This is a genomic window from Actinomadura nitritigenes, from assembly GCF_017573545.1.
In the GTDB taxonomy this organism is placed as follows: domain Bacteria; phylum Actinomycetota; class Actinomycetes; order Streptosporangiales; family Streptosporangiaceae; genus Spirillospora; species Spirillospora nitritigenes.
Window position 1 is genome coordinate 1 of the sequence record NZ_JAGEOK010000047.1, and the last position, 13,882, is coordinate 13,882.

14 protein-coding genes and 1 pseudogene are annotated in these 13,882 nt (G+C 71.1%); 4 read left to right on the top strand and 11 right to left on the bottom strand.

Going from position 1 to position 13,882, the window contains the following annotated elements; translation table 11 throughout:
- Window positions 1-204: 204 nt before the first annotated feature.
- Window positions 205-333: a hypothetical protein gene (locus tag J4557_RS51355; RefSeq protein WP_279576410.1), complete on the bottom strand. Its 129-nt coding sequence runs from the start codon at window positions 331-333 to the stop codon at window positions 205-207.
- A gap of 170 nt (window positions 334-503) precedes the next feature.
- Here J4557_RS51355 and J4557_RS52010 point away from each other — a divergent pair.
- A pseudogene (locus J4557_RS52010) lies at window positions 504-779 on the top strand (tyrosine-type recombinase/integrase); the annotation flags it as partial.
- A 54-nt stretch (window positions 780-833) separates the two neighbouring features.
- On the opposite strand, the gene J4557_RS52015 reads toward J4557_RS52010, so the two are convergent.
- Genes J4557_RS52015 through J4557_RS43865 form a run of 3 tightly spaced genes read right to left on the bottom strand, consistent with a single transcriptional unit; the run spans window position 834 to window position 2,219 of the window.
- The gene (locus J4557_RS52015; RefSeq protein WP_307800551.1) at window positions 834-1,388 is read right to left on the bottom strand and encodes a hypothetical protein; all 555 of its coding nucleotides are present in this window, start codon (window positions 1,386-1,388) and stop codon (window positions 834-836) included.
- A 54-nt stretch (window positions 1,389-1,442) separates the two neighbouring features.
- A complete protein-coding gene (locus tag J4557_RS52020; protein WP_307800552.1) occupies window positions 1,443-1,664 on the bottom strand; it encodes a hypothetical protein in 222 nt (73 codons plus the stop codon).
- Between the two features lie 18 nt (window positions 1,665-1,682).
- Window positions 1,683-2,219, bottom strand: a complete 537-nt coding sequence (locus J4557_RS43865; RefSeq protein ID WP_208272941.1) for a hypothetical protein — start codon at window positions 2,217-2,219, stop codon at window positions 1,683-1,685.
- 396 nt (window positions 2,220-2,615) lie between these two features.
- Here J4557_RS43865 and J4557_RS43870 point away from each other — a divergent pair, with 396 nt between their 5' ends.
- A complete protein-coding gene (locus J4557_RS43870; RefSeq protein WP_208272943.1) occupies window positions 2,616-2,834 on the top strand; it encodes a DUF397 domain-containing protein in 219 nt (72 codons plus the stop codon).
- A 184-nt stretch (window positions 2,835-3,018) separates the two neighbouring features.
- Here the strand turns inward: J4557_RS43870 and J4557_RS43875 are convergent, their stop codons facing one another.
- Window positions 3,019-3,483, bottom strand: coding sequence for a MarR family winged helix-turn-helix transcriptional regulator (locus tag J4557_RS43875; RefSeq protein ID WP_243777321.1), 465 nt, complete (start codon window positions 3,481-3,483; stop codon window positions 3,019-3,021).
- Window positions 3,484-3,585: 102 nt separating this feature from the next.
- On the opposite strand from J4557_RS43875, the gene J4557_RS43880 reads away from it, so the two are divergent.
- Window positions 3,586-4,533, top strand: a complete 948-nt coding sequence (locus tag J4557_RS43880) for a quinone oxidoreductase family protein (RefSeq protein WP_208272945.1) — start codon at window positions 3,586-3,588, stop codon at window positions 4,531-4,533.
- Window positions 4,534-4,855: 322 nt separating this feature from the next.
- Here the strand turns inward: J4557_RS43880 and J4557_RS43890 are convergent, their stop codons facing one another.
- From J4557_RS43890 to J4557_RS43905, 4 genes are all read right to left on the bottom strand, one after another.
- Window positions 4,856-7,684 (bottom strand): helix-turn-helix transcriptional regulator, encoded by a 2,829-nt coding sequence (locus J4557_RS43890; protein WP_208272947.1) that lies wholly within the window; start codon window positions 7,682-7,684, stop codon window positions 4,856-4,858.
- A 108-nt stretch (window positions 7,685-7,792) separates the two neighbouring features.
- The gene (locus tag J4557_RS43895) at window positions 7,793-9,178 is read right to left on the bottom strand and encodes a dihydrolipoyl dehydrogenase family protein (RefSeq protein WP_208272948.1); all 1,386 of its coding nucleotides are present in this window, start codon (window positions 9,176-9,178) and stop codon (window positions 7,793-7,795) included.
- A 42-nt stretch (window positions 9,179-9,220) separates the two neighbouring features.
- A complete protein-coding gene (locus J4557_RS43900; RefSeq protein ID WP_208272951.1) occupies window positions 9,221-10,189 on the bottom strand; it encodes an alpha/beta hydrolase in 969 nt (322 codons plus the stop codon).
- 48 nt (window positions 10,190-10,237) lie between these two features.
- Window positions 10,238-10,966, bottom strand: coding sequence for an alpha/beta fold hydrolase (locus J4557_RS43905; RefSeq protein ID WP_243777322.1), 729 nt, complete (start codon window positions 10,964-10,966; stop codon window positions 10,238-10,240).
- Window positions 10,967-11,280: 314 nt separating this feature from the next.
- On the opposite strand from J4557_RS43905, the gene J4557_RS43910 reads away from it, so the two are divergent.
- The gene (locus J4557_RS43910) at window positions 11,281-12,267 is read left to right on the top strand and encodes a zinc-dependent alcohol dehydrogenase family protein (RefSeq protein WP_208272953.1); all 987 of its coding nucleotides are present in this window, start codon (window positions 11,281-11,283) and stop codon (window positions 12,265-12,267) included.
- A gap of 60 nt (window positions 12,268-12,327) precedes the next feature.
- On the opposite strand, the gene J4557_RS43915 is transcribed toward J4557_RS43910, so the two are convergent.
- On the bottom strand, window positions 12,328-12,765 hold the full coding sequence (locus tag J4557_RS43915; RefSeq protein WP_208272955.1) for a nuclear transport factor 2 family protein: 438 nt from the start codon (window positions 12,763-12,765) through the stop codon (window positions 12,328-12,330).
- Window positions 12,766-13,198: 433 nt separating this feature from the next.
- A complete protein-coding gene (locus J4557_RS43920) occupies window positions 13,199-13,882 on the bottom strand; it encodes a LysR family substrate-binding domain-containing protein (RefSeq protein WP_307800553.1) in 684 nt (227 codons plus the stop codon).

Below are 13,882 nucleotides of genomic sequence, written 5' to 3' on the forward strand. Positions count from 1 at the left end.
GCATGAGGGCCTCCTGCGGTGTCGGCGTAGATGTCGCAATCCACACCGAACCCGGAGGCCCTCCCTCATTCCAAGATCATCCGACCGTGTCCCCGCGTTCACAACCTCCATAGACAGAACACCTAGCCCGCGGCGGACGCCCCACCGTCCGTCAACACCGACGCCACCTCGAATACACCTGACAAGACCCTTCTCAAACACGCACTAAGGGGCGTCCTTCCAGGTCGCCACGGCGGCGATGCGCTCCTCCTTTTCCCCGACCCTGCGGAGATTCCCGGTCTCCCGGATGGTGAAGTACGTGCTGCCGAGGATCTGCCCGGCCCGCAACTGCAACAGGCTGATGGTGGTCTGCGAATCGGACCGTCCCTGCCTGAGCTGCTGCTGACCGCGCCGGACTCGGTCGAGTATGCGCGACAGGTTCGCCATCTACGTGTGGCGGGCGGTGACACCAAGACCGAGAGGTCGCGCCGGACGGTGAAATCCCTGGACGGGCGACGGAGGCTCTGCGTAAGCACCATGCGCGGCAGGCCTCGCAACGGCTCAAAGCGGGGGAGGCGTGGCAGGACGACGGCCTGGTGCTCTCCTCGACAAGCGGCCGACCGCTGGATGTCGCCAACGTGCGGAGGGCGTTCCGGCTCATCACCAAGAAGGCGGGGACGGGGGAGACCTGGTCACCGCGGGAACTGCGTCACTCGTTCGTCTCGGCCACGAGTGACGGCGGGCTGCGCATCGAGGCGATCGCCGATCTGTGCGGGCACTTCTCGCCGGCGGTCAGCGGGGAGGTCTACCGGCAGCCTCCCATCGGCCGGTCCAGGCCTCGGCGACCGGGGCCGCTAAGCCACGCCGCTGGCCCAGTGGCAGTTCGCGCGGTTGTCGCCCCAGTACTCGCAGACCTTGACGAACACGGATTTCCCGTCGGCGAAGTAGTTGGTCGCCCAAGAACGGCATTGGCCGTCGTGGGATGGATCCTGGAAGTAATAGCCGACGACGGCCTCGGGCTCGAACGGATCGTTCCCTTCGAGGTACGCCTCGATTCCCCGGCCGTCGGTCAGGTTGTCGCACACAGTGATCTTCTCGTACGAGGGGTATCCCGCAAGATCCGCATCGAAGAACACCGCGCCGCTGTGCGTTTCCGTGTACAGCCAGCCGACGTTCTCCGGGTCCGCGGCGGCCGCCGGCGATGCCGCTCCGAGAATCAGTCCCGCCGCGGCCGCCGACAGGCACAATGGGCGCGCGAATCGCGATACAGATCGCATGCGGAGATCTCCGATCCGGTCACTTCGGCCACGACCGACGTGACCGGATCGCATGCTATTGAACAAGATCGACATGTGTCCACGGCCGCCAGGCAAGGGCACTGGCCGGAACTGGAAGACCACGGTCACCACGTGGTGAGTTTGCCCGGCCCTGTGGAGCCACACCTTGAAGAGGTGGCCGAGGTCCTACCGGGAAGTCTTTTCGGCGAGCGCCTCGTAGTCCTCGGTGATGCCGTTGCCGTACTTCCTGTCCGCCGTCCACCTTCGGGTCAGGCGCAATCGAGGCCACCGCACCGGCGACGTCCCTGGCCTCACCCGCCGGCGCGCAAGGTTGCCGCGGGTGGACGACTGCGTGCGGGCGCCACCCAGATCGGCCAGTGAATCGGGACGGCGCTCCGCGGCGACCACCTGTGGAATCGTCCGCCCTCAGTCGATCATGAACCAGTTGCCGTGCCGGTACGACAGCGTCACACCGCCGAGGTCGTGTTCGGTGAACCTCGCGGTGGAGACCACGGCACGCGTCGGGATGTGCACGTCTCCGTTGGCCCGCCTCGTCACCCTCGTCTTGTTGATGGTGGCGCTCCGCAGTGCGCTCAACTGCGTGTCGGAGAACATGGTCCGCATGATGGCGAAGGTGGTCTGGCATTTCCCGAAGCCCTCGGCCTCGGCCTTCTTTGCCGCCGGCCCGGCAATGGCGCACACGGTCTTCAGGTCGCCTCGGCTCAGCGCGTGCAGAACGGTCACGTAACGCGCGATCGCGGCCTCGGTGGTCTTGGGCACCGTGGTCGAGGAGGGCAACGGAGCTGACGGGCTGGGCGCCGAGGGTGTGGAACTCGCGACCGGCGGGCCGGCCTTCGGGTCGGACGTGGCGTCGGTCTTCGCCTTGTCCTGGCACGCGGACGCGGCGAGGGAGGCGGCGAGGGCCAGCACGCTGGCGCCGAGACGTATGGCGGGTCTGCTCACGACGATCCTTTGCGGCCGGTTTTCGGGCAGACCAAAGGTAGCCGGATTTCCGTGCCGGTTATCGGGCTTCGGCCGATTCCCCTGACCTCCTCGCTCAGGCCGCTCAGACCGAGCAGCGTTTGGCTCCATCCGCTCGCCGACGGGTCGGCAGCAATCCCATGCACCGGCCTGCTCGGTGCCGGTCTCAGCGGCACCGGTCTCAGCGGGTCGAGCGAGGCGGCGCCAGTGCCTCCCGCCCCATGATGATTCGGGAGCATCACGGGGCGGCCCCCGAAGCACAGCCATCCGATGCACCGCAACGTGCCTCCATTTTAGGTCTTGCCATTAATCCTTTTTGGAGAACGCCGAAATGGTGCATTTGGAATATGGTCAGTTGTCCGGGTTATCGGGTCGTCCATGAGAGACATAGAAGGACCGCTTGATCTCGCCGATGCCGTGTGGCGCAAGGGTCTTCGAAGCAACTCTTCCGGCAACTGTGTTGAGGTCACTTTCCTGCGGTCGCATGTCTGGATAAGGGACAGCCGAGCGCCACTGGGCCCAGTGATGGTTTTGTCTCCCCGCGGTTGGGCGAGGTTCGCCGGCGCAGTGAAGTGCGGCGCACACGATCCGGCCTGAAAAGGCTGGCCGTCTCGTCGTGGAGGACCCGAGCCGGGGGCGCCGCACAGTCAATTGGGGCGCGCGGTGTGTGGGCGGCTTATCCCCGGCCTCGTGCCCGGCAGTGGCCGAGCAGGGACCGGCCCTCGTGACCTCCGACGGTCAGTAGCGACGAGGCTTCATGCACCTCGAAAAGCTGCGTGCTTCAAGTGGCGGGCTTGGTCTCGGGCCGCGGGGTCTGCTCGATCAAGATGGCCGTCGCGCGTTCGAGCAGTTCGCAGAAGGCGGCGTGTTCGGCGGATGTGAACGCGTCGGTGAGCGCACGCTCCAGCACGATCACCTCCTGGTAGGCGCGGTCCAGCAGCTCGCGGCCCATCCCGGTAGGGGTGGCGATCATCACCTTGGCGTGCACCGGGGACGGCTCGCGGGTGATGAGGTTCTTGTTCTGCAGGCCCGTGAGCACGGTGGCCATGGTCTGCTGGGTGACGCCGCACGCACGGGCGAGCTGGGCGCCGGACATGCCGCCTTCACGGGCGAGCGTCAGCAGCACCGTGTACTGCGTCATGGTGAGCCCGTGCCCGCGCAGCACCGCCTCGTGGTGCCCCATCAGTGCCTGCTCGGTGCGCCTGATCCGGGTGCACAGATACTCCTCGACCGGGATCTCCGCCATCACTCCCACCACCTTCGCAGGATGCTGAGTTGACTCAGCATCCTGATACTGATTACGGTCCTTGAGTGTCAGGATACTGAGACGACTCAGGAGATTGTCATCATGCAGGCTGTCGTGCTCGACACCGACGACCAGTTCCACCTCACCGACATCGACGAGCCCACCCCCGGCCCCGGCCAGGTGGCCATCCGGGTCGCCTACGCCGGGATCCAGTACGGCGACGTGCTGGTCCGCAACGGCCACTTCCCCGTGCCACGCCCGTTCGTCCCCGGCTTCGAGGCCGCCGGGCACATCGTCGCGGTCGGCGACGGCATCGACCCGGCCCGCATCGGCACACCGGTCACCGCGCTGACCAGCGCCGGCGCCTACGCCGAAGTCGTCATCGCACCCGCCGTGCTCACCCTTGAGGCCACCGGCCTGGACCCGCGGGTCGCCGCGGGCTTCGGCTGGGTCACCCCCACCGCCTTCGACCTGATCAACACCGTGACCCGCGTCCGGCCCGGTGACAGCGTGCTCATCCACGCCGCCGCAGGCGGCGTCGGCACCCTGGCCGCCCAGTTCGCCAAGGCCGCCGGAGCCGCCACCATCGTCGGCGTCGTCGGCAACCACGACCAGGCCGGCTACGCCGCACCGTTCGGCTACGACCGGGTGCTGGTCCGCGAGCAGTTCCCCGACGCACTCGCCGACGACCACTTCGACGTGATCCTCGACCCCATCGGCGGCCCCACCCGGCACGCCAACCTGGAACGCCTCGCCCCCCACGGCCGGCTGGCCGTCTACGGCAACATCGCCACCTTCGAACCGGTCGAAGTCTCCGCCAACGACCTGCTCATGAACGGCAAGTCCCTCCTGACCTACAACAGCAACCTGCTCAGCGAAACCCACCCCGAACGCCTCGCCGCCAGCGCCCAGCAGGCACTCAAGCTCCTGACCGACGGCCAGGTCCGTATCGACATCACCGCCCAATACGAGCCGGCCGAGCTCGACACCGCCATTCAGCGACTCGCCGATGGCGCGACCCGCGGCAAGAGCATCCTCCAGATCGCCTGACCACGACCCGCAGGCACGCCGGCCTGGAAGGCCGCCTCCCACCGACCCGGAGGCGACCTTCCAGCACAACACCACGCGTCGACGAACGAGCCCCGCCTACTACAAGAGACCGTTGCCTATCGAGCGCGACCAGGCTGGGATCGGTCACATACTCGGCCCAAGGCCAGTTTGGGGATCTGCTCCCTGAAGTAGTCGTCCAGCTCGTTCACCAGCTTTGTGGCCACGGTGTACTTGACGCGGAAGCCTTTCATCGCTGCTTCGGTGCCCAGGGTGATCAGCGGTGTGATTCGCCGGTCCCGCTGTCGCCGACCGGCCGGCACGCTCAGCCCGCCGGTCCGGCGGCGGCGTCGGCGGCGAGCACGGTCGCGAGCTCGGTCCGCGAGGCGATGCCGCGCTTCGCGAAGACCTTGCGCAGGTGATACTCGACCGTGCGCGGGCTCATGAACAGCCTGCCGCCGATCTCGGGATTGGTCAGGCCCGTGCTGGCGAGACGTGCGATCTGCAGCTCTCGCGGGGTCAGGTCGCCGTCGGCCTCGGCGCTTCTCCTGCGCGCGGTCTCGCCCGTCGCCCGCAGCTCCCGTGCGGCGCGCTCGGCGAACGCCTCCATGCCCATCGCGGTGAACATCCCATGCGCGTCGCGCAGGTGGTCGCGCGCTTCGAGCCGGCGCCGCTCGCGGCGAAGCCATTCGCCGTACAGCAGGTGGGCGCGGGCCGTCTCCGAGCGCAGCCGGGTGCGGCCGAGCCGGTCGATCGCCTCGCCGTAGAGGGCCTCCGCCTCGTCGCCGTGGCCGACGAGCGCTCGTGAGCGGGCCGCGATTCCCCGCGCCCAGTCCGTCTCGCTCGCCTCTGCGGTCTCCATCAGCTGCCCGAGTGCCCTTGCGGCGAGTCGCGCGTCTCCGCAACGGACGGCCGCCTCGACCAGTTCGGTCGGCGCCCACTGGGGCGCGACGCCCGGTGCCGGAGGGGCCGCGCCGGCCTGCCGGGCGGCGTCCCGAGCCTTCTCGTACCGCCCCAGACCGTTGTAGAGCACGGCGCTCGTCCACTGAACCACGCTCAGACCCACGCCCTCGCCCCGCGACGTCGCCTCGCTGACGGCCGCCGCCCTCAGCTCCTCGACCTCCGCTTCGCGGCCTCGCCACGCGGCGAGAGCGAGAGCACCGTAGTTCGTGATCTGCATCCCGGTCGCCGCGGTGAGGGTGTCCACCTCCACGCTGAGCGTCGTCGCCTCGGCCAGGTCACCTTCGAAGAGGCGCATCATGATGCGCGAGCTCAGGGCGAGAGGCAGCACCGCGAGGGCGCCGGTCTCCCGTGCCAGACGGACGTGGCGGTCGGTCAGCGACCGGCCCGCCTCGTCGTCCCACCGGGCCATGGCCGTGATGAACGCGAGCCACAGCCAGCGCAGTTCTTCCTCCGCGGAGACGTCCTCGCTCAGGAAGGCGTGCAGCGCCCGCCTCATCGCCGGGGCCGCCGCCGTCGCGTTCTCGGTGAACAGCACGGCCAAGGCGTCCAGGAGGAGATCGGCGGCCCGGCAGGGCGCCGGCGGACGCGGCGCGGCACGGGCCGCCGCGGCGATCTCCAGCAGGCCGCTGCCCTGCGCCAGGCGGCCGGCGAACATCACGGCGGACAGGGCCTGGAGGTAGGTGTCACGCGCCAGCGGCAGGTCCAGCGGCTCCAGTTGCTTGGCGGCATCGAGGAGCAGGGGCGGAGCCAGGCTGCCGTGGTGCGCGGAGAACTCGATCTCAGCGTGCAGCAGGGTCGCCCGGGCGCGCTGCCGCTCGTCGAGCGGCCCCGCCTGGGCCGCGGCCAGCAGCCTTCGGGCGGCTTCGGCCGCGCCGGCCTCCTGCTGGGCGTGGGCGGCGGTCAGGGCGCGCTCGGCGCGGCGCGCGGGATCGGGGGTGAGCGTGACGGCGCGCTGCATGAAGGCCGCCGCCGCGGCCAGGCCGCCGCGCGCCTGCGCATGCCCGGCCGAGCGTTCGAGTTCCGCGGCGATCTCCTCGTCGGGCTCGGCGGTCGTGTGCGCACGATGCCAGGCACGGCGTTCCGGATGGGCGCGGGCGTCGGTAGCGTCCGCCAGCGCCGCGTGCGCGCCCAGCCGTTCCTCCGCCGTCGCGGCCCGGTAGACCGCCGAGCGCACCAGCGGATGCCGGAAGCGGATCAGGGTGCCGAACTGGATCAGATGGTCCGCGGCGGCGGCGGCCCCGGTGCCGTCGGTGATGCCCATCCCGGAGGCCGCCCGCCAGACCAGTGCCGCGTCGCCGAGCGGCTCGGCGGCGGCCAGCAGCAGCAGCCGCCGCGTGGCCGAGGGCAACCGCTCCAGCTGCCGCTGGTAACCGTCCTCGATGCGGTGGGAGAGCGTTCGCGTCCCGGGGAGCCCGAAGCCGCCCGCCAGTTCCGCGGGGGTCGAGCCGAGCGGCAGCTCCAGTAGGGCCAGCGGGTTGCCGCGGGCCTCGGCGATGATCTGGTCGCGCACCCTCTCGTCCAGCGGACCCGGTATCGCCCGCCGCAGCAGCTCCCGCGCGTCACGGTCGCCCAGGCCCCGCAGCTCCATCTCCGGAAGCCCCCACCCGCCGGGGGACTCCACGTCGTGCTCCGCGCCCTCCTCCGCGTCGCGGACCGCGAACACGCAGGCCACCGACTCTGTGCCCAGGCGGCGCGCCACGAACGCCAGGAGCTGCGCGGAAGCCTTGTCCAGCCACTGGACATCGTCGACCACGCACACGAGCGGACGACTCTCCGCCGTCGCGGCGAACAGGCCGAGCACGGCCAGGCCCAGCAGGAAGCGGTCCGGCGGCGGCCCGCTGCGCAGGCCGAACGCCGTGCTCAGCGCATCGCGCTGCGGCTCCGGCAGCCTGCCGAGCAGGTCCAGCATCGGCGCGCACAACTGGTGCACGGCCGCGAAGGCGAGTTCCATCTCCGACTGGACCCCCGCGGCGCGCACCACGCGGCAGCCGTCGGCCCGCCGCTCCAGGTGCTCCAGCAGCGCCGACTTGCCCGTCCCCGGCTCCCCACGGATCATCAGCGACCGGCTCTCCCCGGCGCGCACGGCGTCCACCAGCCGATCGAGCGCCTCGCACTCCGCACGCCGCCCCAGCAGCCCGGACCGCTGCGGCCATGCGGAAGGACGCGGGCCGGTCGGATCGGTCGACGACATCCCACCTCCGTCCGCAGGGGGTCGCTGACGCCACTCTACGGTTACGAACGGTGGTCTGCCCAGGTCGGGGCGGGTGTGCCCGGAATGCGGGTGGAGGCGAGCCCGCCGTCAGTCGTCAGCCGGGCCCGCGAAGAGCATGGCGAGCCCTTCGGACATGGTTGGGTGGGTGATCATCATGTCCCGGAGGGCGGTGCAGGGCAGGCCGGCGAGCATCGCGGTCTGCACGGTGGTGATGACCTCGCCGGTCTCCGGCCCGAGCAGCGTCGCGCCCAGGATGCGGTTCGTGTCCGCGTGGACGACGGCCTTCCACAGCCCCCGCGTCTCCCCGGTCGTGCGCGCGCGGGGAATGGCCGACACGGGCAGGCGGGCGATCTTCACGGGGTGGCCGAGCCGCCGGGCCTCCTCCTCGGTGAGGCCCACGTGGGCGAGGTCCAGGCTGAGGAACGTCGTGCGTGGCACCAGCCGGCCCTTGGAGGACCTGGAGCCGCCCCCCAGGTTCTCCTTGAGGATCCGGTAGTCGTCGAGGGAGGCGTGGGTGAACTGCGGGCTTCCGGCCACGTCGCCCGCCGCCCAGGTGTGCGGCGCGGTCGTGGCCAGGTGCTCGTCGACGTCGACGAACCCGGCGGCGGTGACCGCAACGCCCGCCCGCGGCAGATCGAGCTCCTCCGTGACCGGCTGCCGTCCCACGGCGACCAGCACGTCGTCACCGGCCAGTTCCAGGCCGTCCTCCAGCACCACGGTCACCTCCCCGCCGGCGTCACGGCCGACGCGCGCGACCTCGCGCTCGAGCAGGACGGTGACCCCGTGGCCGGACAGCAGGTCCCGCACCGCCGCCGCGATCTCGGCGTCCTCACGCGGCAGCAGCCGGGAATGCCGGCTCACCACGGTGACCCGGCTGCCGAACGCGGCGAACATGTCGGCGAACTCCAGGCCGATGGGCCCGTCACCCAGCACGATCAGCCGGCCGGGGATCGACTCCAACCGCAGCAGGCTCTCGCTCGTCAGCGCCCCGGCCGCGTCCAGTCCCGGGATGGCGGGGAGGCGCGGCCGCGTGCCGGTGTTGATGACCGTGTCGGCGCCGCGCAGCACCCGCCTGCCGCCGTCGCTCAGCCGGACGTCGACCGTGCGCTCGGCGACGAACCGCGCTTGCCCGATCACCAGGTCCATGCCCGAGTCGAGGAACTGCTTGTGGTTGAGCGCGACCATCCCGTCGACGACATCGCTCTTGTGCGCCCGCAGCAGGTCGACGTCGGCCTCCGCACCGTCCACGATGAGCCCGAGTTCGCGGCCGCGGTCCAGCGTCCTGCGGGCGCGGGCGCTCGCGACGAGGGCCTTGGTCGGGATGCACGCGACATTGATGCACGTGCCCCCGATCATGCCCCGCTCCACCATCGCCACCCGGGCGCCGCTCCGCGCCCGGTCCATGGCGAGCGTCTTGCCGGCCTTGCCGCCGCCCACGACGAGAAGGTCGAAGTCCTCTGTCGGCGGTGCCATCCGTTCCTCCCTCATGGCTCGGTCCGGGCTCCCGCGCCCGTATCAGCCGTCGGAGTCCAGCGCCGCGCGGAGCACCGCGACGGCCTGGGCGACGGCCGCACGGGCGGCATTGGTCCCGCTGAGCGGGTTGAGCATCATGAAGTCGTGGGTGATGCCGTCATAGCGGACCGCGGTCACCGGGACGCCCGCGGCGCGGAGTTTCGCGGCGTACGCCTCGCCCTCGTCGCGCAGCACGTCCGCCTCGTCCACGATCACGAAGGCGGGGGGAAGGCCCGCCAGCTGGTCCGGGCTCGCCCGCAGGGGCGAGACGGTGATGGCCGCGCGGCGCGAGGCGTCGGGCAGGTAGGCGTCCCAGAACCACTCCATGGCCTTCGCCGTGAGGAAGTAGCCGGTCGCGAACCGGGCGTAGGAGCCGGTGTCCATGCGCGCGTCGGTGACCGGGTAGTACAGGGACTGGTGGACGAACCGGACGTCGCCGCGCTCCTTGGCCAGCAGGGTCAGCGCCGCCGCCATGTTCCCGCCCACGGAGTCGCCGGCGACGGCCAGGCGGTCGGGGTCGAGACCGTGCTCACGGCCGTGCCGGACGATCCACTGGGCGGTCGCGTACCCCTGCTCGACGGCGACGGGGTAGCGGGCTTCCGGCGAGCGCGTGTACTCGACGAACACCACGGCGGCCCCCGCCCCCACCGCGAGTTCGCGGACGAGCCGGTCGTGCGTGTCCGCGTTGCCGAGGACCCACCCGCCGCCGTGCATGTACAGCACGGCCGGCAGCGGCCCCGCGGCGTCCCGCGGGCGCACGACGCGCACCTTCACGTCGCCGGCGTCGACAGGGACGGTGATCCATTCCGACTCGGCGGGGAGCTTCTCGATCGGTTCCGCCTGGAGGTCGTCGAGGACCTTGCGGGCCTTCTCCACCCCCAGTTCGTACAGGAAGGGCGGGTGCGCGGTGGCGTCGGAGAGCCGCTGCGAGGCGGGCTCCAGAACGATGCCGGCGGTGGACTGGTCGGTCATGATGGGACCCCTTGCTGGTTCGAAGGACCGGTGGCGCGTCCACCGCGGTCACGGCGTGGAGGCGGCGGCCTCCCGGACGAGGTCGGCGACGGCGGCGGCCTCCGGGATGCCGACGGAGTGCGAGCCCTCGGGCAACTCCACGGTCCGCCGGGATCCCGCCCGCTCCGCCATGAAGCGCTGGGCCGCAGCGGGGATGTTCTTGTCCTTGCCGCCGATCAGGAACCACGACGGGATCGTCTTCCAGGCCGGCTCGCCCGAGGGCTCGGCCAGCGCGGACTCGACGATCGGGCGCTGCGTCACGGCCATCACCGCGGCCTCGCGGGCCGGGGAGTCGGCGGCGAACTGCGCGTGGTAACGGTCCTGCCGGATGTACAGGTCCGTCCCGCCGTCGGGGAGCTTCACGGGTGCGAGCGTCTCCCCGAGGGTGCTTCCCTCGTAGCGGTTCGCGAGGTCGGCGGCGCTCTCCCCCCTGTCGGGGGCGAAGGCGCCGATGTAGACCAGCGCTTTCACGTTGCCGTTCCCGGCGGCCCCGTTGGTGATGACGATGCCGCCGTACGAGTGGCCGACGCAGATGACGTCGCCGTCGATCCCGGCGAGGACGCCGCGCAGGTAGTCGGCGTCGAACGCGACCCCGCGCAGCGGGTTCGCGACGGCGATCACGGGGTGGCCGTCGTCGAGCAGTGCGGCGATGACGCCGTTCCAGCTCGACGACTCGGCGAACGCCCCGTGCACGAGCACGATCGTGGGCTTGGCGGCGGAATCCATCGTGATGCTCATGGTCTGGTCCTCTCGGTTCGACACGGCATGCGGCCAGTCTGTTCTCGGCGTCCCGCCACTCGCATCCGTCGGTCCCCGGCGAGAATGCCCAGTGCCCGACGACCTGCGTCGCCGGGGGTACCCGAAACCCCCGCGCCGTCCAGCGTCCGGTCCCGGCGCGGAGGCAGGTCGCGGAGCGCGCCGATCATCGCCGGGACCGGCGCGTCGCCGGGCACGCCGGCTGATTTCCTGGGCACGCCGCCGGGGACGTCACGGATGCGAGCGGGCGCTCACAGCACCGACACTCGTGGCAACGGGAGAAAGGGAGATATGCCATGCGTGCTGTCGTGCTGGAAGAGTTCGGTGGTCACCTGGATCTGCGCGAGGTGCCCCACCCCGTGCCGGGGACGGGACAGGTGCTGGTCCGGATTCGCGCGAGCGGCGTCAACCCGCTCGACACCAAGATCCGAGCGGGCCGGGCGGATCATGCGCGCAGCCGGCTGCCGGCGGTTCTGGGCCTGGACCTGGCCGGCGTGGTCGTGGAGGCGGGACCGGAGGTGACCGGCTTCCGGCCAGGTGACGAGGTGTACGGGCTGACCGGCGGAGTGGGCGATCTGCAGGGATCGCTGGCGCAGTTCGCCGCCGTCGACGCCCGCCTGCTGGCCCCCAAGCCGGCCTCCTTGGAGATGCGCGAGGCGGCGGCGCTGCCCCTCGCCGTGATCACGGCGTGGGAGGGGCTGGTCGACCGAGCCGAGGTGCGGGCGGGCCAGCGCGTCCTGGTGCACGGCGGCGCCGGCGGGGTGGGCGGTGTCGCGGTCCAACTCGCGGTTTCCCGCGGCGCAGAGGTCTACGCGACCGCGTCGGCCGCCAAGGCGCCCCTCGTCCGGGACCTCGGCGCGACGCCGATCGACTACGCCACGACGTCCGTCGAGGAGTACGTGGCCGAACATACCGGCGGCGCCGGCTTCGACGTGGTGTTCGACACCGTCGGGGGCGCGGTCCTGGACGCCTCGTTCAAGGCCGTGCGCACCTATACCGGGCACGTGGTCAGTGCCCTGGGATGGGGGACGCACAGCCTCGCACCCCTGTCGTTCCGCGGCGCCAGCTACTCGGGCGTGTTCACCCTGCTGCCGATGTTGACAGGAGCCGGACGCGAGCACCACGGCCAGATCCTCCGGGAGGCCGCCGCACTCGCGGACGCCGGCGGACTCCGTCCCCTGCTCGACCCGCAGCGCTTCAGCCTCGAGACGGTGGCCGAAGCACACGCCGCCGTGGAGAACGGCACGGCCTTGGGAAAGGTGGTCATCGACATCGACCACTGAGCGGCACGCAGCCGACCGCCCGGCGCGGCCGGCGGCGACCGCGTGAAGCGATGCCGCGCCCTACGGCGAGGTCAGGGTGGCCATCACGCGATCCGGTTCCCAGTGGGCGCGGAACGAGGTGATCAGGCCGTCGCCATCGACGGTGTAGACGGTCAGGCAGTCGATCGTCATGGTGGTCCCGCCGTCCAGCGTCGCGGTGATGGTGACGACGTTGGCGCAGGCGGGGCCGTTGGCGAACGAGTCGCTCACCCGGAAGTGGAACTTCCGCACCCGGGCGATGTTCTCGTCCCAGAACCGCTCGATCCCGTCCGGCCCCCGGTGCCCCCTGCCCTCGGGATCGAGCATCGAGGGGCCGACGGGGTCCTCGATGACGGCGTCCGGGCCGAACAGTGCGAGCCACTCCTGCTTGCGCCCGCCCGCGGCCGCGCTCATCGCCGCGCGTACCGCCCGGCGCGCGGGGTGGTCGCCATCCGGCGCGTCCCAGGTGACTGCGGTCATGGCAGAAACTGTAACGTGTTCTCATTTCTGGTCAACGGTCTCCACCGACCCGTCAGGCGGCTGTCGGGCCACGCCGTGTCGTCCTGGCGGCGGTGCTCGGTCGGGGACGGTGAAGCGCACCCGTGCGCTGCCGAGTCGGCGCTCCAGCACGTTGTGTTGCGCTGGCACCACGGCCTGATCGCGGGGGAGACCCCGAGCCGGGGCTACCTGCGAGTTGTTGGTGCTCGGCGTCGAGGTGGCCGCCTGCGGGGTCAGCTCCCTGCGTTCCGACGCCGAGGCGCTGCTGGAGCGCCCGCATGTACGTGCTGGCGGTCATCGAGCATCGCATTCGCCGCGCGCCCCGAGTGAGTCGCTCGCCGCGGCGTCAACTGGCGGAGGGCCATCTCATATTGGCGTGGAACGGCGGGGGTGCTGTCGGTGAGCGCGGCTCGCGTCACCTCCGGCGGCGCTTCTGGCGGCGGGGCTTGGAGGGGGAGCGCTGTGGCGGTGGCTTCTTAGCCGCGGGTTGTTGGCGGGGATTGCGGCCACGGGAGCTGTTGGGGGTGCGGCCGCGGACGATGCCGATCAGTTCCTCCATGAGGTCGGTCGTCTCGACTTCGAGCCAGGCCAGGCCGATCTGGGACTGAGGAGCGTCGGTGACGGTTCGGTAGGTGAGGTCTCTGCGGTGGTGGAGGCGGGCCAGGGACTGCGGGAGCAGCAGGACGCCGGCTCCCGACGCCACCAGCTCGATCGCGCCGGCGGTGCTCTCAGGACGGGTGAAGGCAGGTTGCCCGGGGCGGTCGTCCCAGGTCAAGACATCGTCGAGCGGCTCGAACACGTCCTCGTCGGCGAGATCGGCGAGCTCCACCTCCTCCGCTGCGGCCACCGCGTGATCCTTGGGCACCACGACCACGGTCGTCTCCAGGTACAGCGGGATCACATGGAGGGCCTCGCGGTCGACGGGCAGGCGGACGAACGCCGCGTCCACGCCACCGTTCCGCAGCAGGGGGACGACCTCGGTCGCCGGCATCTGCAGCAGGCGAAGCGGCACCTCGCGGACCCGCTCGGCCCACACCCCGGCCCATTTCCCGGGCGTCACCCCCGGCACGTAGGCCAGCCGGAACTCTCCATCGGTCAC